Here is a 20,807-nt window from a genome sequence, read left to right on the forward strand (position 1 = left end):
GTGCCAAAGAAAGGATAAGCCTGCGCAGGCGAAAGCAATAGCGTGCGCAAACCCGTCAAGCGGAATTTCTGCGGCGGTGCGGTTTACGCCAGCAGATCGGCGAAGTTGCTGCGATAGTGTATGCGCCCGCTGCCGCCCGCCGGGACGATCCCGCGCGCATCAAACCACTGCCGGAGGCTGGATCATTTCGGAGATGCTGCGCGAAACGACCAGCCTACGCATGGAGCAAGCTGGGGTGCTGGTCGGCCAAGTCCAAGTCCCGGTTGACGTCTTGGTTGAGGAGATTGAAGGAGTGAGGCTGGTCCACGCCAATGTCTCGATCAAGGACGAGGCAATCATTTTGCTACACAGCCACTACCTGGAAAAGGTTGCCAAATCGCAGATACTGATAACGATGTAGGCACGCGCCCCGAAGTCGCTGGGGAATGATTTGGCCGCGCTCCGCCGCGACAGAGTGATCTTTGGCAACCCGAAGGACGGATACCGGTTGACGCAAGAAGGAATGGTGCCTGCTGTAGGGCTGGTGCGGAAGTTGGCCGAGACGCAGCAGGCTGCGCCTGAGCGCATCCGCCCCAAGCTGCAATCCGCGTGCTGAACCTTACGCACCGGCGGCAGGAATAGAACCAATTGGCTAAAAGAGATTTGGCGGACCCGGGAGGGCTCGAACCCCCAACCTTGGACTTAGAAGGTCCCTGCTCTATCCAGTTGAGCTACGGGTCCGCATCGCGGCAGTCATGGCAAAGGACCGCCGCGGAATCAACCGCTCAATCTAGCTTGGACAGGTCCAGCGTCAGGAAGACGCTGTTGGGATCCGGCCGGTAGTCGCCGAAGGGGCCGCATTCGGAAAAGCCCGCCCGCAGGTAAAGCGCCCTCGCCGCCACGAAGGTCGGCTGCACGCCGGTCTCGAGGCTGAGCCGCGCCATGCCTTCACTCCGGGCATGCGCGGCCAGCGCAGCCAGCAGCCGACGCGAATAGCCACGGCCGCGCGCCTCGGCAAGCACATGCATCGACTTGATCTCGCCGTGATCGGGGGCGATGCGCTTGACCGCGCCCATGGCGACCGGCCCGACCGCCTCGCGCAGGACGAAGAAGGCGATCTCGGGCCGCGCCAGCGCCTCGCGCGGCAGCATGTGGATCGACTCGGGCGGCGTATCGGCGTGCATGTCGGCGGCATGACGCTGGAACAGCAGGTCCAGATCCGCCTCCAGAGGGCTTTCCCGCCCGATCCTGCCGTCCTTGCCGTCCATCGCCCAATCCCGCCGCTGCCTGCGGGCCGGACCCTAGCAGCGGCGGCGGGGATTGCGAAGGGCCGGCCGCGTGCCGCATCTGAAAAATAAGGAAGAACGCGCGGGCTGGCCCCGGCCCGGCCGGATGCTGTCCCCGCGGCGGGGGCGCTTGCGGGACCAGCGGCCCCCTGCCCGCCCGGGCTTGGGAAAACATTCGCCCCGGCCCGGACGCCCGGTTGCCGGTCCGGCTTGCCCACCCCCGGGCCGCCCGTTACCTCTGGCGGCAAGCAGCGGAGGCGCCATGTCCATCGTCATCGAGACCATGACCAAAAGCTTCGGCGGCACTCCGGTGCTGCGCGGCATCGACCTGACCGTCGAGTCGGGCGAGCTGGTGGCGCTGCTGGGCCCGTCGGGTTCGGGCAAGACCACGCTGCTGAAGATCATCGCCGGGCTGGAATGGCCCGAGGGCGGGGGGCTGGCGGTGCATGGCGCCGACTGGCTGAACCTGGCTGCGCAGGACCGCCGCATCGGCTTCGTCTTCCAGCATTACGCGCTGTTCCCGCATATGACCGTGCGCGACAACATCGCCTTCGGCCTGTCCGTGCGCCCGCGGGCCCAGCGGCCGGGCAAGGCGGTGATCGCCGAAAAGGTGGACCGGCTGCTGGAGTTCCTGCAGATCGCGCATCTGGGCGAGCGTTTTCCGGCGCAGCTGTCCGGCGGCCAGCGCCAGCGGGTGGCGCTGGGCCGCGCCCTGGCCATCGAGCCGACGGTGCTGCTGCTGGACGAACCCTTCGGCGCGCTGGACGCCGCCGTGCGCCGCGACCTGCGGGCCTGGCTGCGGTCGGTGCACGAGGAAACCGGCTCGACCACCATCTTCGTCACCCATGACCAGGAAGAGGCCTTCGAGCTTGCCGACCGCGTGGTGGTGATGGGCGAGGGCCGGATCGAGCAGATCGGCAGCGCCGACCAGATCCACGACCACCCCGCCAGCCCCTTCGTCGCCCGCTTCATGGGCGCGACCATCGAACTGCCGGTGACGCTGCGCGCCGGCAGGGCTGAGGCGCCGGGGCTGGATACCACCCGCCTGCCGCGCCGCGCCCTGCCCGACGGGCCGGCCACGCTGTTCCTGCGCCCGGGCGACGTGACCCCGGTCTGCGACACCGCCGGGCGCTGGCAGGTCGCGCGGCTGACCAGCAACGGCGCGCTGCTGCGCCTCGACCTCGACGACGAGACCGCGCAGATTCCGGTGGACCTGCCGCGCCGCGCGCCCGAGGCGCAGGGCCTGTGCAAGGGCGCCCGCGTTAACCTGCGCGCCGAGGCCGGCACCCTCTTTCCCGCCGCGCGCGACGCCGCCGCCGTGGCGCCCACACCCGCATTCCCCCGCAAGGAGCAGACCCGATGATGATCCGCAAATTCCAGGCCGCCGCGCTGGCCGTGCTGCTGACCGCCGTCCCGGCCTTGGCGCAGGACAAGATCCTGAACGTCAGCTATGACATCGGCCGCGAGGTGTTCGAGGCGCTGAACCCGCAGTTCCAGAGCTTCTGGAAGGACAAGACCGGCCGCGATGTCACCATCGACCAAAGCCATGGCGGGTCCTCGAAACAGGCGCGCGCGATCATCGAGGGGCTGCCGGCCGACGTGGTGACCTTCAACCAGGAAACCGACATCGACGCGCTGGCCAAGGCCGGCTTCGTGGCCCAGAACTGGCGCGAGGCGCTGCCGAACGGCGCTTCGCCCTACTACTCGCTGCCGGCCTTCCTGGTGCGCAAGGGCAATCCCAAGGGGATCAAGGACTGGTCGGACCTGGCGCGCGAGGACGTGAAGCCGGTGTTCCCCAACCCCAAGACCAGCGGCAACGCGCGTTACACCTATCTGGCCGCCTATGCCTATGGGCTGGCGCATAACGACAACGACGCGGAAAAGGCCAAGGAATTCGTCGGCAAGATCTTCGCCAACGTGCCGGTTTTCGACACCGGCGGCCGCGCCGCCACCCAGACCTTCGCCGAGCGCGAGATCGGCGACGTGCTGATCACCTTCGAGGCCGAAACCAAGAGCATCGCCAAGCAATACGAGGCTCAGGGCTTCGAGGCGGTGACGCCCTCGATGAGCCTCTTCGCCGCCTTCCCGGTCGCCGTGGTGACCGAGAACGCCGAGAAGGACGGTTCGCTGGAGGCCTCGACCGAATATCTGAAATGGCTCTATTCGCCCGTGGCGCAGGAAACCATCGTCGCCAACAACTATCGCTCGACCGACAAGGACGTGGCCGCGAAACATGCCGCCGACTTCCCCGAGATCAAGCTGGTCACCGTGGACGAGGTTTTCGGCGGCTGGGACAAGGTCAGCGCCGAGCATCTGGCCGAGGGCGGCATCCTCGACACCGTCTTCGTGAACCGATGACCGCTGCGGCGATCAGACCGAAACGCGTGCTGCCGGGGTTCTCGCTGAGCCTCGGCACCACGCTGCTATACGTCGCGCTGATCATCCTGATCCCGGTGGTGGCGCTGGTGCTGAAGGGGGCCGAGATCGGCCCGGCCCGGTTCTGGGCCATCGTCACCGCGCCGCGCACGCTGGCGGCGCTGCGGGTGACGGTGACGGCGGCCTTCGTCGCCACGGTCTTCAATGCGTTCTACGGGCTGCTGATGGCCTGGGTGCTGACCCGCTACGACTTTCCCGGCCGGCGCATCCTGGACGCGCTGATGGACATTCCCTTCGCGCTGCCGACGGCGGTGGCCGGCATCTCGCTGACTGCGCTTTATTCCGCGAACGGCTGGTTCGGCGGCCCGCTGTCGGGCATGGGCATCGAGCTGGTCTATACGCTGGGCGGCGTGATCCTGGCGATGACCTTCACCTCGATCCCCTTCGTCGTGCGCGCCATCCAACCGGTGCTCGAGGACCTGGACCCGGCGCTGGAACAGGCGGCGATGACGCTGGGCGCCCGGCCCTTCGCCATCTTCCGCCGCGTGGTGCTGCCGGCGATCCTGCCGGCCTGGCTGTCGGGCTCGACCGTGGCCTTCGCCCGCAGCTTGGGCGAGTTCGGCGCCGTGGTCTTCATCGCCGGCAACCTGCCCTTCAAGACCGAGATCGCGGCGCTCCTGGCCTTCATCCGGCTCGAAGAATACGACTATCAGGGTGCCGCCGCCATCGCGCTGGTGCTGCTGGCGATCGCGCTGCTGCTGCTGGCGCTGTCGAACCTGATCCAGTTCCGTGCCGCCCGCCACCTGGAGGCCCGCCCATGACCGCCGCCGCCCTGACCCATGCGCCGGGCCAAAGCCGCGCGGTGCCGCGGCTGCTGATCGGGCTGGCCTTCGCGCTGACGGCGGTGCTGGTGGTGGCGCCGATGGCCTTCATCTTCTGGCGCGCGCTGGTCGACGGCTGGGCGACCTATCTGGCGAATATCGCCGATCCCAACACCCTGCACGCGATCTGGCTGACCACGCTGGTCGCGGTGATCGTGGTGCCGGTGAACATCGCCTTCGGCATCGCGGCGGCCTGGGCCATCGCCCGCTTCCGCTTTCCGGGGCGCAAGCTGCTGATGGTGCTGATCGAGATCCCCTTCTCGATCTCGCCCATCATCGCCGGCATCTGCTACCTGCTGCTCTATGGCCGGCAGGGGCTGCTGGGGCCGTTCCTCGCCGCCCATGACATCAAGGTCATGTTCGCCGTGCCCGGCATCCTGCTGGTCACCATGTTCGTCACCGCCCCTTTCGTCGCGCGCGAGGTGCTGCCCCTGATGCAGGCGCAGGGCAGCGAACAGGAAGAGGCCGCCGTGACCCTGGGCGCGCGCGGCTGGCAGGTGTTTTCGCGGGTGACGCTGCCCAATATCCGATGGGCGCTGCTTTACGGCGCGGTCCTGTGCACGGCCCGCGCGGTGGGCGAATTCGGCGGGGTCTCGGTCGTTTCGGGCTCGATCCGGGGGCAGACCAACACCCTGCCCTTGCAGATCGAGCTGATGTTCAACGATCTGAACACGACCGGCGCCTTCGCCGCCGCCTCGACGCTGACGGTGATCGCACTGGTGGTGCTGGTGGTCAAGGCCGCGCTGGAAAGTCGCAGGTGACGCGGTGCAACCTACGGGAATGTCAGTGGACTTGACCTGGCTTGCCGCCTAGGCTGGATACCATGGACGCCGCGATCAAGGACAAGACCACCTGCCCCGAATTGCCGAAGCCGCGCAGCTTCTGGCAGCGCATCGCCGACCGGCTGGCGGCGATCGTCGGTGCGCGCCGCCCGGCCACGCCGCCCGAGAAATCCGTGGCCTTCACCATCGCCGTGATCGCGCTCGGCGCCAAGCTCGCCAAGGCCGACGGCGCCGTGGCCCGCTCCGAGGTCGCGGCCTTCCGCCGCGTCTTCATCATCCCGCGGTCCGAGGAAAAGAACGCCGCCCGCGTCTTCGACCTGGCGCGGCAGGACGTGGCCGGCTTCGACGCCTGGGCGCAGCGCATCGCCCGCATGTTCCCGCCCGGCGACCCGGTGCTGGCCGACGTGATCGAGGGGCTGTTCATCATCGCCGTCGCCGACGACGACCTGAACGAGGCCGAGCTGATCTTCATCGACGAGGTCGCGCGCATCTTCGGCCTGTCGCCGGCGCAGGTGGCCGCGATCCGCGCCCGCCACGACCGCCGCCAGGGCTGCCCCTCCTGCGAGGTGCTGGGCGTGACGCCCGACACGCCGCTGCCCGAGGCCCGCAAGCGCTGGCGCGACCTGATCCGCGAAAACCACCCCGACCGCGCCATTGCTCGCGGCCTGCCGCCCGAGGCGATCCGCCTGGCCGAGGCCCGCACCCGTGCCCTGAACGAGGCATGGGAGGCGTTCCGCAGGCTTCACGCCCCCCGCCCGGCCTAGGCAGGGGAACCCGAGCGCGGCAGGACAAGTTTTCCTTGCGAACAGCCGAAGGACCGGTCCATGCGCAACCTGCCCCACCTGATCCTGGCCGCCGCGCTGCTTGCCGGGGTTCCCGCCGCCGCGCAGGATTACGAGCCGCCGCAAGCCGACGAGCCCGCGCCGGACGGCACGCCCGGCGATTCGCTGGAAGGCGGGATCGAGAATTTCATGCGCAATCTGCTGAACCGGGCCGAGCCGCATCTGGACCGTCTGGGTCGCGATCTGGGCGATACGCTGGGCTCGGTGACGCCGGTGCTCAAGGACATCGGCGAACTGATGGACGACGTGCGCAACTACCAGGCGCCCGAGCGGCTGGAGAACGGCGACATCCTGATCCGCCGCCGCCCCGACGCGCCGCCGCCGCCTCCGGTCGGTAATGCGCTGCGCGAGATGCTGCGCCCGGCACCCGAGGACGATCCGCGCCTGAACCCGCCCCCAGTCGATCCCGAGGCGCCCATGCCCATGCCGCCCGAGGGACCGGCCAACGGGATCGAACTTTAGCAGGCTGCCGGAGAACTCTGCGCCATAGCAAGTTCCGGGCCGAAGCACGGAAAACCCGCCGCTAATTGGCTCTCGATACCTGTCTTCCCACCGGTTTTTCATCGAAACCGGAACGGTTTCCGCCACGATGCCCTCTCGGAAGCCGTTTCCGGCACCCCCTGGCTGGCGAAGGTGCCCGGAGCGACGGGCCGAAATGCATGGAAAGCCTTGAAATTTCTCGACAATCACCCGAAATGTCGAAGTTGTCGTAACCGTCCGGTCTGACTGCCCTGCCGCGGGACGAGAGTGACGGATAGTGTCCGCTATTGATAGTGAACACTCCGGGGCAGATTTTGGTTCGCAGGACGAAGCGGCTTTGGACGGACGAGGAGAAGCGGTCGATCTGTTTCCAGACGGCTGCGCCGGGCGTTTCGGTAGCTCAGGTTGCGCGGCGCTACGCGGTCAACGCGAACATGGTGTTCAAGTGGTTGCGCGATCCGCGCTATACGCCGGAGCCAGCGTCGGTTCCGTCCCAGCCCGAGGGGATGCGCTTTCTGCCTGTGGAGATCGTCGCTGAGGCGAAGGCGCCCGCGACAACGCCTTTCGCGGCGAACCATATCGAGATCGAACTGGCTGGCGGACACCGGATGCGGATCAGCGGCAGCTATGATCCCGAGGCGCTGGCGCGGCTGATCCGGAGCCTGACGGCGTGATCCCGGTTCCCGCCAACACGCGGGTCTGGCTGGCGGCCGGGGTGGCCGACATGAGCAAGGGCTTTGCAGCCTTGGCCGCGCAGGCCGAGACGGTGCTGAAGCAGGACCAGTTCGCCGGGCATCTGTTCGTGTTCCGGGGCCGACGTGGAGATCTCGTGAAGGTGATCTGGTGGGATGGGCAAGGGGCCTGCATGTTCATGAAGCGCTTGGAGCGTGGTCGGTTCGTCTGGCCCTCGGCGAAGGAGGGCAAGGTGGCGCTGACGCCGGCGCAGTTGTCGATGCTCCTGGAAGGGATCGACTGGCGCGCTCCGGAACGGACCTGGCGGCCCTTGGCGGCGGGATAATCCGCCGCTCCGGAGAGGATAGGATTCCCACAAGAAATCCAATAAGATAAACTCCCGGCATGCTCAGTCAGACCTTGACCTTGCCGGAGGACCGCGAAGAACTGCGCAGTTTCACCGCGCGGCTGCTGGCCGAGGTGAAGGCGCAGGCGATCCTGATCGAGAAGCTCCGGCACCAGTTGGCCGGGCACCGGGCGCACCGGTTCGGGGCGTCGTCCGAGGCCGCCGAGCAGCTGCGATTGGCGCTCGAGACCAGCGAGATCGCCGCCGCCGCGATGACGGCGCGCATGAAGCTGCCCGACATCGAGGAGAAGGACAAACCCAAGCGCCGCCCGATCCCGGATCACATCCCGCGCATGGAAGTGGAATTGACACCCGGCGCCGATGCCTGTGCCGAGTGCGGCGGGCGTCTGCGCCGGATCGGCGAGGATATGACGGAGGAGCTGGAATATGTGCCGGGGCGGTTCATCGTGAACCGGATCGTGCGGCCTCGCCTGACCTGTGCCTGCTGTGAACGCCTCGTCCAGGCCGCGCTGCCCTCGCGCCCCATCGAGCGCGGCCGTCCGGGGCCGGGTTTGCTCGCTCATGTGCTGGTCAGCAAATATGCCGACCATCTGCCCCTCTATCGCCAGAGCCAGATCTTCGACCGTGAGGGGCTCGACCTCGACCGCTCGACCCTGGCCGACTGGGTTGGCAAGAGCACCGCCCTGCTGGAACCGCTGGCCGATGCCATCGGCCGCCATGTCCTGTCGGCCGAGGCGATCTTCACCGATGACACGTCCGTCAGCATGCTCGCTCCCGGCACCGGCAAGACACAGACCGCCCGGCTCTGGACCTATGCCCGCGACGAACGACCATGGGGTGGCACCGCCCCGCCCGCCGCCTGGTATCGGTTCTCCGGCGACCGCAAGGGCCAGCACCCGAAGGACCATCTCGCACGCTTCCGCGGCTGGATGCACGCCGATGGCTATGCCGGGTTCGAAGATCTCTACCGCTCCGGCGCGATCCGCGAGGTCGCCTGCATGGCCCATGTCCGGCGCAAGTTCGTCGACATCCATCGGTCGCAAGGCTCCCCGATCGCAGAAGAGGCCATCGGCCGGATCGCCCAACTCTACGCCGTCGAGAAGGAGGCCCGAGGATCGCCACCTGATCGTCGCGCCGATCTACGTCGCACGCATGCCGCCCCGGTCTTCGACGGCCTCGAAGCCTGGCTGGCCATGCAACTCACGACCATCTCTGGAAAATCCCCACTGGCAGTCGCCATCCGCTATGCCCTGACCCGCATGGAGCGCCTGCGCCCCTACCTCGACCACGGCATCCTGGAACTGGACAACAACACCGCCGAACGCGGCATGCGTGCCATCGCCCTCGGCCGGAAGAACTACCTCTTCGTCGGCTCCGAAGCAGGCGGCAAGGCCGCCGCCATCACCTACACCCTGATCGAAACCGCCAAACTCAACGCCGTCAATCCCCACGCCTGGCTCGCCGACACCCTAGCCCGCATCCCGGACTACAAGATCACCAAGGTCGACGACCTGCTGCCCTGGCGCTGGAACGGGTAGCGGTCAGCCCAAACGCTTACAAGTTTTCCGGCATGACCGAAAGAAATTTGAGGCGCGATGCCCAGGTCTTTCCAGCGGTCCGTCAGGGACCGAAACTCTCTACCCAGTCGATCAGCCGCGGCAGGCTGTGCCGCTTCAGGTCATAGCCGTCCAGGATCGTCTGCCGCGCCGCCGCTTTCAGCCGCGCTGCCTCGGGGTCGCCGGCCAGGCCCTTGACCAAAGCCGCCTCCAACGCCGGCTGGTCGAAGAAAGGCACCAGCCGGCCGTTCTCGCCGTCGCGGACCAGTTCGCGCACCGGCTCGGTATCCGAGGCGACGATCTGGCAGCCCGCCGCCATCGCCTCGGTCAGCGACCAGCTGAGCACGAAGGGGTAGGTCAGATAGCAATGCACCTTCGCGACCTGCAGCAGCGCCAGATATTGCGGATAGGGCACGCGGCCCATGAAATGGATGCGCGACAGGTCGAGCTGGCCGTCGAGCTCGGCCAGCATCTTCTCTTTCCAGCCGGCGGCATCGCGCGGCGGGCTGCCGTAGCTGACGCCGTCGCCGCCGACCAGCACCACCTGCGCATCCGGCCGCGCCCGCATCACCGCGGGCAGCGCGCGCATGAAGCGGTGAAAGCCGCGATAAGGCTCCAGCGAGCGCGAGACATAGGTCAGCACCTCGTCGCCCGGTCGCAGCACCCGCCCATCCGGCAGGGTAAATGCCGCCGCCGGATTCGGGCAGACCTTGTCGGTATCGATGCCGTCATGGATCACGGTCAGCTTCTGGCGCAGCTCGGGCGGAAAGCTTTCGGCCTGATAGCGCGTCGGCGCCAGGCCCGCGTCGGCCTGCACCAGCCCCTGGATCAGATGCGCCGAGCGGGCGATGGTGGCGACTCGCCCCTCGTCGCTGTCGGGGTTGATCTCGGGGTCGAAGCCGACGTCATGGCCGCGCGTGCGATACAGCAGTTCCGCATAGACCAGCAGCTTCGCCTGCGGCCAGATCTCGTGCAGGAACAGCGTCTCGCCCCAGCCGGAATGGCCGAAGATCACGTCCGGGGTATAGTTGTGGCGGTCGCGCAGCGCCCGGCAGCCGCGCGCGGTCAGCCAGCCGCGCTCGGCATGTTCGCTGTAGGTGCGGCCCAGGATGCCGGGCAGCTTCATGTCCTCGGGCGCCTTATAGCGCACCACCCGCACCGGGCTGGGGCGCGGGTTCTTTTCGTCCGTCAGCCCCATGACGTCATGGCCGCGCGCGGCCAGCGCCGGGGCCAGATGCAGGAACTGCGCTGGAAAATTCTGGTGGACGAACAGGATCTTCATGCGATGGCCGTCAGAAAGGCCGCTTCGATCAGGCGGCGGGTGTAATCGCTTTGCGGATGCTCGAACACCGCCTCGGTCGTGCCCTGCTCGACCACCTCGCCGGCGCGCATGACCATGATCTGATGCGACATGGCGCGCACGACGCGCAGGTCGTGGCTGATGAACAGGAAGGCCAGCCCGTGCTTCTTTTGCAAGCGCCGCAGCAGTTCCACGATCTGTACCTGCACCGTCATGTCCAGGGCCGAGGTCGGCTCGTCCAGAACCACCAGCTTGGGGTTCAGGATCATGGCCCGGGCGATGGCGATGCGCTGGCGCTGGCCGCCGCTGAATTCATGCGGATAGCGATGCATGGTGGCGGGGTCGAGGCCGACCTCGCGCATGATCTCATCGACCATCTGCCGGCGGTCACGGCCGGGTTCGACGCCGTGGACGCCCAGGCCCTCGGCGATGATCTGCTCGACCGTCATGCGCGGCGACAGGCTGCCATAGGGGTCCTGGAACACGATCTGCATGTCGCGCCGCAGGCCGCGCAGCGCCCGCCCGCCCAGGCCGGCGATGTCGCGGCCCATATAGACCACCGGCCCGTCGCTTTCGATCAGCCGCATGATCGCCAGCGCCAGCGTGGTCTTTCCGCTGCCGGATTCGCCGACGATGCCCAGCGTCTCGCCCGCCCGCACCGACAGCGTAGCGCCGTTCACCGCTTTGACGTGGCCGACGGTGCGGCGCAGGAAACCGCGCTGGATTGGGAACCAGACTTTCAGGTCGCGGGTCGAGACCACCTCGGGCGGATCGCCCACCAGCGGCTCGGCCCGGCCCTTGGGCTCGGCGGCCAGCAGCATCCGGGTGTATTCGTGCTGCGGATCGGCGAAAATGCGCTCGACCGGGCCCTGCTCGACGATCTCGCCGCCCTTCATCACGCAGACCCGGTCGGCGATGCGGCGCACCAGGCCGAGGTCGTGGCTGATGAACAGCATCGACAGGCCCTCGGCGGCCTTGAGTTCGGCCAGCAGCTGCATGATCTGCGCCTGGATGGTCACGTCCAGCGCCGTGGTCGGCTCGTCCGCGATCAAGAGTTCGGGGCCGTTCGCCAGCGCCATGGCGATCATGATGCGCTGGCGCTGCCCGCCCGAGAACTGGTGCGGGTAATCGGCCAGCCGGGTTTCCGGGTCGCGGATGCCGACGCGGTTCAGCAGTTCGATGATGCGGGCGCGCGCCTGTGCGCCCCGCAGGCCCTGATGCAGCGCCAGGCTTTCCCCCAGCTGGCGTTCCAGCGTGTGCAGCGGGTTCAGCGAGGTCATCGGTTCCTGGAAGATGAAGCTGATGTCGTTGCCGCGCACCTTGCGCAATTCCGCCTCGGAGGCGCCGACAAGCTCGCGCCCGGCGTAGCGGACCGAGCCGGAAAGCTGCGCCGACTCGCCCAGCAGACCGACGGTCGACAGCGCCGTGACCGACTTGCCGGAACCGGATTCGCCGACCAGCGCCACCGTCTCGCCCTTGCCAACGCTGAAGCTGACGCCCTTCACGGCGGGCACCACCTGCCCGTCCTGGCGAAACCCGATGCGCAAATCGCGCACGTCCAGAACCGGCGTCATCGGAAGGTCTTTCTTGGGTCGAAGGCGTCGCGCACGCCCTCGAAGATGAACACCAGCAGCGACAGCATGATGGCGAAGGTGAAGAAGGCGGTGAAGCCCAGCCAGGGCGCTTGCAGGTTCTGCTTGGCCTGCAACGCGAGCTCGCCCAGCGACGGCGCCGAGGTCGGCAGCCCGTAGCCCAGATAATCCAGTGCCGCCAGCGACGAGATCACGCCCGTGACGACAAAGGGCAGCATGGTCAGCGTCGCCACCATGGCATTGGGCAGGATGTGGCGGAACATGATGGTGCGGTCGCTGACCCCCAGCGCCCGGGCGGCGCGGACATATTCGAAGTTGCGCGCCCGCAAGAACTCGGCCCGGACCACGCCGACCAGCGCCGGCCAGCCGAACAGGATCGAGACGAAGACCAGAAGCCAGAAGCTGCGTCCCAGGATCGCGAACAGGATGATGATGACGTAGAGCGAAGGCGTCGAGCCCCAGATCTCCAGCATCCGTTGCAGGAACAGATCGGTGCGGCCGCCGAAATAGCCCTGCACGGCGCCGGCGGCGATGCCGATCACCGAGCTGACGGCGGTCACGATCAGCGTGAACAGGATCGACAGCCGGAAGCCGTAGATCACCCGCGCCAGCACGTCGCGCGAGGTGTCGTCGGTGCCGAGCCAATGCGCGGCATCGGGCGCGCTTGGCGCGGTGCCGACATTGTTGATGGTGCGGTAGTGATAAGGGATGGCGGGCCAGATCATCCAGCCCTTCTCGACCGCCTCGCCGCCGACCTCGCCGGTGTCGCGGGCCAGTTTCTCGGTGCCCTCGGGGTCGTCCCAGCATTCCTGCCGGCCGCCAGTGACGATCAGGCATTGCACGCCGGGATCGGTATAGATCGCCTCGGTGCCGAAATCGCCGCCGAAGGCAGTCTCGGGGTAAAACTTGTAGACCGGGAAATACAGCCCGCCCCGGTAGCTGACCACGATCGGCTTGTCGTTGGCGATCAGCTCCGCAAACATCGAGGCCACGAACAGGATGGTGAATAGGATCAGCGACCAGAAGGCGCGCGTGTTGCGACGGAAATTGCGCAGCCGGCGGCGGTTCAGTTCCGACATCGCCATCAGCCGGCCCTCCGCTCGAAGTCGATGCGCGGATCGACCAGCACATACATCAGGTCCGAGAGGATCCCGACCAAGAGGCCCAGCAGGCCGAAGACGTAGAGCGTGCCGAAGATCACCGGATAGTCGCGCTGCACCGCCGCCTCGAAGCCCAGGCGGCCAAGGCCGTCGAGCGAGAAGATCGTCTCGATCAGGATGCTTGATCCGAAGAACACGCCCAGGAACATCGCCGGAAAGCCCGCGATCACGATCAGCATTGCGTTGCGGAAGACATGGCCGTAAAGCACGCGGCGCTCGGTCAGGCCCTTGGCGCGGGCGGTCATGACGTATTGCTTGTTGATCTCGTCCAGGAAGCTGTTCTTGGTCAGCAGCGTCAGCGTGGCGAAGCTGGAGATGGTGGTCGCCAGCACCGGCAGCGTGATGTGCCAGAGATAGTCCTTGACCTTGCCCCACAGGCTGAGGTCGGCGAAATTGTCCGAGGTCAGGCCGCGCAGCGGAAAGATCTGCCAATAGCTGCCGCCGGCGAACAGCACCATCAGCAGCACCGCGAACAGGAAGGCCGGGATGGCATAGCCGACGATGATGATGCCGCTGGTCCAGGTGTCGAAGGCGGTCCCGGCCCGCACCGCCTTGCGGATGCCGAGCGGGATCGAGATCAGATAGGCGATCAACGTCGACCACAACCCCAGCGTGATCGAGACCGGCATCTTTTCCAGCACCAGGTCGATGACCGAGATCGAGCGGAAGAAGCTGGTGCCGAAATCGAAGCGCAGGTAGTTGCCCAGCATGATCAGGAAGCGCTGCGCGGCGCCGATCTTTTCCTTGTGGCAATCGGGCGATCTCAGGTCGGGCTCGCCCTCATGCGCGGGCGTGCAGGCGATCCTGGCAAAGCCCATCTGCACTTCCAGCTGGTCCAGCAGCTCGGGCGGGATGCCGCGGGCGCCGGCATATTCGGTCGATTGCGCCGCCTGCGCATCGCCGCCGCCGGTGATGTTGCGCAGCGCGTCGCCCTCGCCCTGGACGCGGGCGATGATCTGCTCGATCGGACCGCCCGGGACGAATTGGGTCAGCGTGAAATTGACCAGCATGATGCCGATCAGCGTGGGTATGATCAGCAGCAAACGCCGCAGGATATAGGCTGCCATCCGCCCCTTTGCTCCGCCTTGCTCCGCGCCCCGGCCCGGGGGCCTAGCGCAGCGCGCCGGATTGTTTCAGCTTTTCGGCCTTATCGGCGTCATACCACCAGAAATCAAGCTCACCCAGCGCATAGGGCGGCAGGGTCTCGGGGTGGCCGTAGATGTCGTAATAGGCGACGGTATGCTCGCCCTTGAACCATTGCGGCACCCAGAAATGCAGCGCGCGCAGGCTGCGGTCCAGGGCATGGGCGACGGTCAGCATCTCGTCCTCGGTCCTGGCGGCGATGCCCTGCTCGATCAGCTTGTCGATGGCCGGGTTCGCCAGCCCCATCGGGTTGAACACGTCGCCCACGTTTTCCGAGCCGAAGGTCTGCTCGGTGTCGCCGGTCAGGAAATAACCCTGCTGCAGCTGGCTCGTCACCATGTCGAAATCGTGGCTGCGGGTGCGGGTCGTCATCTCGGCATCGTCCACGCGGGCGTTCACCGCGTCGATCCCGGCGGCGCGCAGGTTCTGTACATAGGGATTGATCACCCGGTCGAAGGTGGCGCTGTCGTTCAGGAACTCAACCCGCAGCACCTCGCCCTTGGCGTTGCGGCGCAGCCCGTCCGAGCCGGTCTTCCAGCCGGCCTCGTCCAGAAGCTGCGCGGCCTGGCGCACGTTGCGCCGGTCGAGCTGGGTCTTGCTGCCCACCGGCTGCATCGCCGCATCCTCGGTCAAGGCCGAGGGCGGCAGGTCCTTGGCCAGAGGCTTCAGCAGCGCCAGCTCGGCCTCGCCGGGCTTGCCTTCGGCCATCAGCGGGCTGTTTTCCCAGGGCGAGTTCACCCGCTTGTAAAGCCCGTAGAACAGCGTCTCGTTCGACCATTCGAAGTTGAACAAAAGCCCGATGGCCTCGCGCACGCGGATGTCCTGGAACTTGGGCCGGCGCAGGTTGAAGACCCAGCCCTGCCCCGAGGCGATCGAGCCGTCGACCAGCGTCTCTTTCTTCACGGCGCCCGATTGCATGGCCGGGAAGTCGTAGCGCGTGGCCCAGTGGATCGAGCTCGCCTCGTTGCGGAAGGTATAGACGCCGGCCTTGAACGCCTCGAAGGCGCTGTCGTAATCGCCGAAATACTCGACGCGAATCTTGTCGAAATTGTGCCGGCCGACGTTGATCGGCAGGTCCTTGCCCCAATAGTCCGGGTTGCGGCGATAGGTGACCGAGCGGCCCATGTCGGCGCGGTCGAAGACATAGGGCCCCGAGCCGACGAAGGGGACCGCGCTCGACTGTTCGATGTCGCGCTTGTTCTTGCGGAAATCCTCGCGCGAGAACACGATCTGGCCGCCCACCGACTGGATCACGTCGCGGCGCGGATAATCCGGCCGGAAGATGAACTTGATGGTATGGTCGTCGATCAGCTCGGCCTTGGCGACGATCTTCGAGATGATCGTGCGATACGAGGACAGGCCCTTGTCGCGCAGCAACTCGAAGGAAAACAGCACGTCATGCGCGGTCAATGGCGTGCCGTCCGAGAATTTCGCCTCGGGCCGCAGGTGGAAGATCACCCAGTCGCGGCTTTCGGGGTATTCGATGGTCTCGCAGAGCAGGCAATAGGCGGTGCCGCTTTCGTCCGCCGTGCCCTCCATCAGCGGTTCCAGCGGGGCGTTGGACAGCAGTGCCGCGCGGCCGCGATGGGTATAGGGATTGTAGCTGTCGAAGCCGCCGCTGAACCATTCCGAAATCTCGCCGCCCTTGGGCGCGTCGGGGTTCACATAGCGCAGATGCTTGAAATCCGCCGGCAGTTCCGGCGTGCCGAAGACCGATATGCCGTGCGAGACGATGGTGGCAGGCTTCTGCGCCTGCCCTTCTCCCTGCTCTTGCGCCGGGGCTTGGATGGGCAGCAATGCCAGCAGCAGGGCCATCGGGGCATGTCGCAGGAAGGGCATGATCATCGGCTGTTTCCGGTCCTCGTTCTGTCTTGCTGGGGCAGCCGGTCGGGACCGGCGCCGCACGTCGGGATGCAGGCTAGCAGCCGGGCGGCAGGGTTCAACATGCAAATGCGTGATGGGCCGCGCCCTTTGGCCGCGCCATGCAAAAGGGCGCCCGCAAGGGACGCCCCGTCACCATCCGCTGCCGCGGGTGCCTTACTTCTGGGTTTCCAGATAGGCGATCAGATTGGCGCGGTCCTCGACCTTGGGCAGGCCGGCGAAGGCCATCTTGGTGCCCTTCACGACGGTCTTGGGGCTGGTCAGGAACTCTTGCAGCGCTTCGGGCGTCCAGTCCGGCGCGTCGGCGACATGGCCCTTCATGCCGTCGGAATAGTTGAAGCCCGCCGCGCTGGCGACCGGGCGGCCGACAACGCCGTTCAGGTGCGGGCCGGTGCTGTCGCTGCCGTCGAGCTTGTGGCAGGCCTTGCATTTGCCGAAGACCTTTTCGCCTGCGGCGGCATCGGCCGAAGCCAGGACCGTGGCGAAGTCCGGACCCGCATCCGCGGCTTCGCCGCCAGCGTCGCCGCCGGCATCCTCGACCGGGATGGTATAGGCCTGGGCGTGCTCCTCGCCCTCGCCATGGCCGGAAGGCCCGATGTGATAAATGCCCGAGGCCGCCCAGTCCATCAGCAGAAGGAACAGAAGCGAGCCGATCAAAGCCCCGGCTGCCTTGGTGACGGTCATGGTATCGAACATGTCTGCGGGTCCCTTGGGTCTATCCGTGGATTTGCCGGTATCTATGCGCTTTTGTTCCGACGGATCAAGGTATAGTTGTCGCTCCGGCAAGACAAAAGGGGCGGCGTCACCGCCCCGACACGGGGGCCGTCCGGGCAGGACGTCCCGCGCAAGACGAAGGTGCGACAGATGAGCCAGACCCCCAGCCAGAACGTGATCGCCTTCCAGGGCGAGCCCGGCGCCTACAGCCATCAGGCCTGCCGCCTCTACCGGCCGCAGATGGAGGCCCTGCCCTGCCGCACCTTCGAGGACACCATCGAGGCGGTGCGCGGCGGCCGCGCCGAACTGGCCATGCTGCCGGTCGAGAACTCCACCTATGGCCGGGTCGCCGACATCCACCACCTGCTGCCCGAAAGCGGGCTGCACATCGTCGACGAGGGCTTCGTGCGCGTCCGCATCAGCCTGCTTGCGGTGCCCGGCACGACGCTTTCCGAGGTCGCCGAGGCGATGAGCCACCCGGTGCTGCTGGGCCAGTGCCGCGGCTTCCTGCGCCGGCACGGCATCCGCAGCCTGGTCGGCGCCGATACCGCCGGCTCGGCGCTGGAGGTGGCGCGGCGCGGGGAAAAGGCGCTGGCAGCGCTGGCCGCGCCGCTGGCCGGGGAAATCTATGGCCTGGACGAGCTGGCCGCCGGGATCGAGGACCGCCAGAACAACACCACCCGCTTCCTGGTCATGGCGCCGCAGCCGGACTTCAGCCGCCGCAACAATGCCGACGGCGAGTCCGCGATGATCACCAGCTTCGTCTTTCGGGTGCGCAACATCCCGGCCGCGCTCTATAAGGCGCTCGGCGGCTTCGCCACCAACGGCGTCAACATGACCAAGCTGGAAAGCTACATGGTGGACGGGGTGTTCACCGCGACGCAGTTCTATGCCGACATCGAGGGCCACCCCGAGGACCCGCATGTCGCCCGCGCGCTGGAAGAGCTGGATTACTACACCTCCAGCCTGAACATCCTGGGCGTCTATCCGGCCGATCCGCTGCGCGCCGCGCAATTGCGCGAACAGGGCGCCTAGGCGGCCGCCGCGTGGGTCAGGCCGGCACCTCGGCCGACATCCGGGTGACGAAATCGGCGATTCGCTCGGCGAACTTGCGGTCGAGCTGGGATTTGCCCAGCTTGGCCGTCTGCAGCAGCAGCCGCGCCTTCATGCCGCGCGGCTGTACGTCGGTCTCGAAGATCAGCCGCGACTTGCTGCGGGTCAGCGCCACCACGGTCATGCGGATCGACAGGTTGAACTGGTCCGAGACGCCTTCCAGCGCGATGACCTCGGGGGGCGCATAGCCGGTCACCGCCAGATCGAATTCGCGCCGGCGGCCGCGCCAGTCGAAGCCGATCTGCCAGCCCATGCCGACGCCCGGCTCGGCCATCGCGTCCTGACGCCGCACCGTGGCACCACGGCGCACCAGCATCCGCTCGATGCAGGGAAAATTGCCGACCGCACGAAAGAGGGCATCGGCGGGAAGGTCGGTGTCCTGTCGCGTCGAAAACTTCATCGCTGTTCCGCTGTTGAAAAGGCCTGCTTTCGCATTACGCGCGGTTCTTCCCATGTTGCACCGCAGCATGCAAGCACGCCACATCCCATGCGCGATCCATGGCCGAAATGCAATCTAAAGTTGCATTATGTCTTTATTCGCAGCATGCAGCGGCTATGAGCCAGACCAGCGCCCCGCCCGTTGCGGCCGATGCCCCCGCCTGCATGGATCTTCGCATCATGGCGACGACGGACCTGCACATGCATGTGCTGGGTTATGACTATTTCGCCGACCGCGCTTCGGATCGGCTGGGGCTGTCGCGGGCGGCGGCGCTGATCGCAAAAGCGCGAGCGCAGGCGGCGAACTGCCTGCTCTTCGACAACGGCGACGCCCTGCAGGGCAGTCCGATGGGCGATTACCTGGCCGAATCGGGCGGGATCGGTCCGCGCCGGCCCCATCCCGCCATCGCCGCGATGAACGCGCTGCGCTATGATGCCGCGACCATCGGCAACCACGATTTCAGCTTCGGCCTGGGCTTCCTGCGCGCCAGCCTCGAGGGCGCGAATTTCCCGGTCGTGTCCACCAACCTGCACCCGCGCCGGCCGCTGCCGGTCTGTCCGCATCTGCTGCTGGAACGCCGCTTCCTCGACCGGCAGAACCAGGTGCGGCGGCTGCGCATCGGCGTTCTGGGCTTCCTGCCGCCGCAAACCGTCGACTGGGAGCCGGCCCTGCGCCCCGAGATCGCCGTGTCGGACATCCTGGACGCCGCGCGCGACGGCATCGCCGCCCTGCGCCAGCGCGGCGCCGACCTGGTGATCGCGCTCTCGCACAGCGGTATCGGCGCGCTGGAGCCCGCGCCGATGATGGAGAACGCGGCCACCGCGCTGGCGGCCCTGCCGGGTATCGACCTGGTCGTCGCCGGCCATACGCACCGGGTGTTCCCCTCGGCCGGCCATCCGGGCGGGCCGGGCATCGACGCCGCACGAGGCACCCTTGCCGGCAAGCCCGCGGTGATGCCCGGCTTCTGGGGCTCGCATCTGGGGCTGATCGACCTGCGGCTGGAACGCGAGGGCGCGACCTGGCGCATCGCCGGCTTCGCCTGCTGGGCCGAGCCGGTCGGTCCCGGCAGCGACCATCCTGCCGTCGTGGCCCCGGCGCTCTCTGCCCATCGCCAGACCCTGCGGCATTTCCGCCGCCGCATCGGCAAGACCGACTGCCCGCTCAGCAGCTATTTCGCCCTGATCGGCCAGGATCCGGGCCTGCGGCTGGTGGCCATGGCGCAGCGCTGGCACGTGCGGCGCGCGCTGCGCGGCACACGCTGGCAGGACCTGCCGATCCTGTCGGCGGCGGCCCCCTTTCGCGCCGGCGGCCGCGGCGGGCCGCAGCATTACACCGACGTGCCCGCGGGCCGGCTGACGCTGCGCAACATCGCCGACCTCTACCTGTTCCCGAACCGGCTCTGCGCCATCCGCCTGACCGGGGCCGAGGCCCGTGAATGGCTGGAACGCTCGGCCAGCCTGTTCCTGCGGGTCCGGCCGGGCATGCCCGATCAGCCGCTGATCGACCCCGAGTTCCCCAGCTACAATTTCGACGTCATCGACGGGCTGGACTGGCAGATCGACCTCAGCCGCCCGCCGCGCTACGCCCCGGACGGGCGGCTGGCCCATGCCGACTCGCACCGCATCGCGGCCATGACCCATCGCGGCCGGCCGGTGACGGCGGATCAGCCGTTCATCCTGGTGACGAACAGCTACCGGCTGTCGGATTGCGGGCTGTTCGCCGGCGTCGCCTGCGGCCGGCCGGTGCTGCTGGACAGCACCGCCCGCACCCGCGAGGTCCTGCGCCGCTATGTGGCGCAACGCCGGGTGCTCGCCCCCGATTCCCGCATCGGCTGGAGCTTCTCGCCCCTGCCCGGCACCTCGGTCCTGTTCGAGACCTCGCCCGCCGCGGCCGACCATCTCGACCGTCTCGACGCCCAGGTCGAGCCGGCAGGACTGGGTCCGGACGGCTTCCTGCGGCTGCGGCTGCATCTGTGAAAGCAAGGCGCTTGCATCCGCCGGCGACCACGCCTATCTAGGCGCCGAGAGGTTGGCGCGGGCGAGCGCCTCGCCAACCCGGTCAGGTCCGGAAGGAAGCAGCCGTAACGAGTCCCGCTTGGGTCGTTGTCCAGCCTCTCACAAATTTTCCCCTCAACATTTTGAAATCTAAGAAAGCCATTTCTTTGGTGGGCTTAGTTCCGTTTTTGGTGCCAGAATCGGTGCCAGAATGAGGGTTGCAGATGGCTGGTCAGGTCCGACATTTGAA

General features: G+C 67.3%; 20 protein-coding genes, 1 tRNA gene and 1 other RNA gene. 13 read left to right on the forward strand and 9 right to left on the reverse strand.

The annotated features are described in order from the left end of the window. The first annotated feature begins 193 nt into the window (after positions 1-193). Entirely contained in the window at positions 194-400 is a 207-nt protein-coding gene (locus tag JCM7685_RS11105) for a hypothetical protein (RefSeq protein WP_074969721.1), read from the forward strand. A gap of 243 nt (positions 401-643) precedes the next feature. Here JCM7685_RS11105 and JCM7685_RS11110 read toward each other — a convergent pair. Both JCM7685_RS11110 and JCM7685_RS11115 read right to left on the reverse strand, forming a co-directional pair. Continuing rightward, positions 644-720, reverse strand: a tRNA-Arg gene (locus JCM7685_RS11110). 44 nt (positions 721-764) lie between these two features. Next, positions 765-1,247, reverse strand: a complete 483-nt coding sequence (locus JCM7685_RS11115; RefSeq protein ID WP_074969719.1) for a GNAT family N-acetyltransferase — start codon at positions 1,245-1,247, stop codon at positions 765-767. A gap of 280 nt (positions 1,248-1,527) precedes the next feature. Here JCM7685_RS11115 and JCM7685_RS11120 point away from each other — a divergent pair, with 280 nt between their 5' ends. From JCM7685_RS11120 to tnpC, 9 genes are all read left to right on the forward strand, one after another. Further along, a complete protein-coding gene (locus tag JCM7685_RS11120) occupies positions 1,528-2,628 on the forward strand; it encodes a sulfate/molybdate ABC transporter ATP-binding protein (RefSeq protein WP_074969717.1) in 1,101 nt (366 codons plus the stop codon). Beyond that, positions 2,625-3,623 (forward strand): sulfate ABC transporter substrate-binding protein, encoded by a 999-nt coding sequence (locus tag JCM7685_RS11125; protein ID WP_074969716.1) that lies wholly within the window; start codon positions 2,625-2,627, stop codon positions 3,621-3,623. The genes JCM7685_RS11120 and JCM7685_RS11125 overlap by 4 nt, the downstream gene beginning before the upstream one ends. After that, entirely contained in the window at positions 3,620-4,462 is an 843-nt protein-coding gene (gene cysT, locus JCM7685_RS11130; RefSeq protein WP_074969714.1) for a sulfate ABC transporter permease subunit CysT, read from the forward strand. Before JCM7685_RS11125 ends, cysT begins: the two co-directional genes overlap by 4 nt. After that, on the forward strand, positions 4,459-5,283 hold the full coding sequence (gene cysW / locus JCM7685_RS11135; protein ID WP_074969712.1) for a sulfate ABC transporter permease subunit CysW: 825 nt from the start codon (positions 4,459-4,461) through the stop codon (positions 5,281-5,283). The genes cysT and cysW overlap by 4 nt, the downstream gene beginning before the upstream one ends. Positions 5,284-5,345: 62 nt before the next feature. Continuing rightward, the gene (locus JCM7685_RS11140; protein ID WP_074969710.1) at positions 5,346-6,068 is read left to right on the forward strand and encodes a molecular chaperone DjiA; all 723 of its coding nucleotides are present in this window, start codon (positions 5,346-5,348) and stop codon (positions 6,066-6,068) included. Positions 6,069-6,128: 60 nt separating this feature from the next. Beyond that, positions 6,129-6,608, forward strand: coding sequence for a hypothetical protein (locus JCM7685_RS11145; RefSeq protein ID WP_074969708.1), 480 nt, complete (start codon positions 6,129-6,131; stop codon positions 6,606-6,608). Positions 6,609-6,919: 311 nt separating this feature from the next. After that, positions 6,920-7,300 (forward strand): IS66-like element accessory protein TnpA, encoded by a 381-nt coding sequence (gene tnpA / locus JCM7685_RS11150; RefSeq protein WP_231964622.1) that lies wholly within the window; start codon positions 6,920-6,922, stop codon positions 7,298-7,300. Further along, complete coding sequence (tnpB, locus tag JCM7685_RS11155; protein WP_074969706.1) at positions 7,297-7,644, forward strand: IS66 family insertion sequence element accessory protein TnpB; 348 nt, start codon at positions 7,297-7,299, stop codon at positions 7,642-7,644. The genes tnpA and tnpB overlap by 4 nt, the downstream gene beginning before the upstream one ends. Positions 7,645-7,703: 59 nt before the next feature. Next, a complete protein-coding gene (tnpC, locus tag JCM7685_RS11160) occupies positions 7,704-9,203 on the forward strand; it encodes an IS66 family transposase (RefSeq protein WP_100526070.1) in 1,500 nt (499 codons plus the stop codon). A gap of 82 nt (positions 9,204-9,285) precedes the next feature. Here the strand turns inward: tnpC and JCM7685_RS11165 are convergent, their stop codons facing one another. The 6 genes from JCM7685_RS11165 to JCM7685_RS11190 all read right to left on the reverse strand — a co-directional run bounded on the left by JCM7685_RS11165 (position 9,286) and on the right by JCM7685_RS11190 (position 16,993). Then, on the reverse strand, positions 9,286-10,503 hold the full coding sequence (locus JCM7685_RS11165) for a glycosyltransferase (RefSeq protein WP_074970940.1): 1,218 nt from the start codon (positions 10,501-10,503) through the stop codon (positions 9,286-9,288). Beyond that, positions 10,500-12,095, reverse strand: coding sequence for an ABC transporter ATP-binding protein (locus JCM7685_RS11170; RefSeq protein WP_074970942.1), 1,596 nt, complete (start codon positions 12,093-12,095; stop codon positions 10,500-10,502). The genes JCM7685_RS11165 and JCM7685_RS11170 overlap by 4 nt, the downstream gene beginning before the upstream one ends. Further along, a complete protein-coding gene (locus tag JCM7685_RS11175) occupies positions 12,092-13,198 on the reverse strand; it encodes an ABC transporter permease (protein ID WP_074970944.1) in 1,107 nt (368 codons plus the stop codon). Before JCM7685_RS11175 ends, JCM7685_RS11170 begins: the two co-directional genes overlap by 4 nt. Next, positions 13,198-14,340, reverse strand: coding sequence for a microcin C ABC transporter permease YejB (locus JCM7685_RS11180; protein WP_074970946.1), 1,143 nt, complete (start codon positions 14,338-14,340; stop codon positions 13,198-13,200). The genes JCM7685_RS11175 and JCM7685_RS11180 overlap by 1 nt, the downstream gene beginning before the upstream one ends. A gap of 43 nt (positions 14,341-14,383) precedes the next feature. Further along, positions 14,384-16,261, reverse strand: coding sequence for an extracellular solute-binding protein (locus JCM7685_RS11185; RefSeq protein WP_074970948.1), 1,878 nt, complete (start codon positions 16,259-16,261; stop codon positions 14,384-14,386). Positions 16,262-16,453: 192 nt separating this feature from the next. Further along, complete coding sequence (locus tag JCM7685_RS11190; protein ID WP_074970950.1) at positions 16,454-16,993, reverse strand: c-type cytochrome; 540 nt, start codon at positions 16,991-16,993, stop codon at positions 16,454-16,456. Between the two features lie 168 nt (positions 16,994-17,161). Between JCM7685_RS11190 and JCM7685_RS11195 the strand changes: the two genes are divergently transcribed. Next, a complete protein-coding gene (locus tag JCM7685_RS11195; protein WP_074970952.1) occupies positions 17,162-18,046 on the forward strand; it encodes a prephenate dehydratase in 885 nt (294 codons plus the stop codon). 16 nt (positions 18,047-18,062) lie between these two features. On the opposite strand, the gene JCM7685_RS11200 is transcribed toward JCM7685_RS11195, so the two are convergent. Next, complete coding sequence (locus JCM7685_RS11200; protein ID WP_074970954.1) at positions 18,063-18,524, reverse strand: hypothetical protein; 462 nt, start codon at positions 18,522-18,524, stop codon at positions 18,063-18,065. Between the two features lie 155 nt (positions 18,525-18,679). Between JCM7685_RS11200 and JCM7685_RS11205 the strand changes: the two genes are divergently transcribed. Then, complete coding sequence (locus JCM7685_RS11205) at positions 18,680-20,539, forward strand: bifunctional 2',3'-cyclic-nucleotide 2'-phosphodiesterase/3'-nucleotidase (RefSeq protein ID WP_100526071.1); 1,860 nt, start codon at positions 18,680-18,682, stop codon at positions 20,537-20,539. A 46-nt stretch (positions 20,540-20,585) separates the two neighbouring features. Further along, positions 20,586-20,682: signal recognition particle sRNA small type (ffs, locus tag JCM7685_RS11210), an RNA gene on the forward strand. Positions 20,683-20,807: the final 125 nt, after the last annotated feature.

The sequence above is a fragment of the Paracoccus aminovorans genome, assembly GCF_900005615.1.
Classification (GTDB): domain Bacteria; phylum Pseudomonadota; class Alphaproteobacteria; order Rhodobacterales; family Rhodobacteraceae; genus Paracoccus; species Paracoccus aminovorans.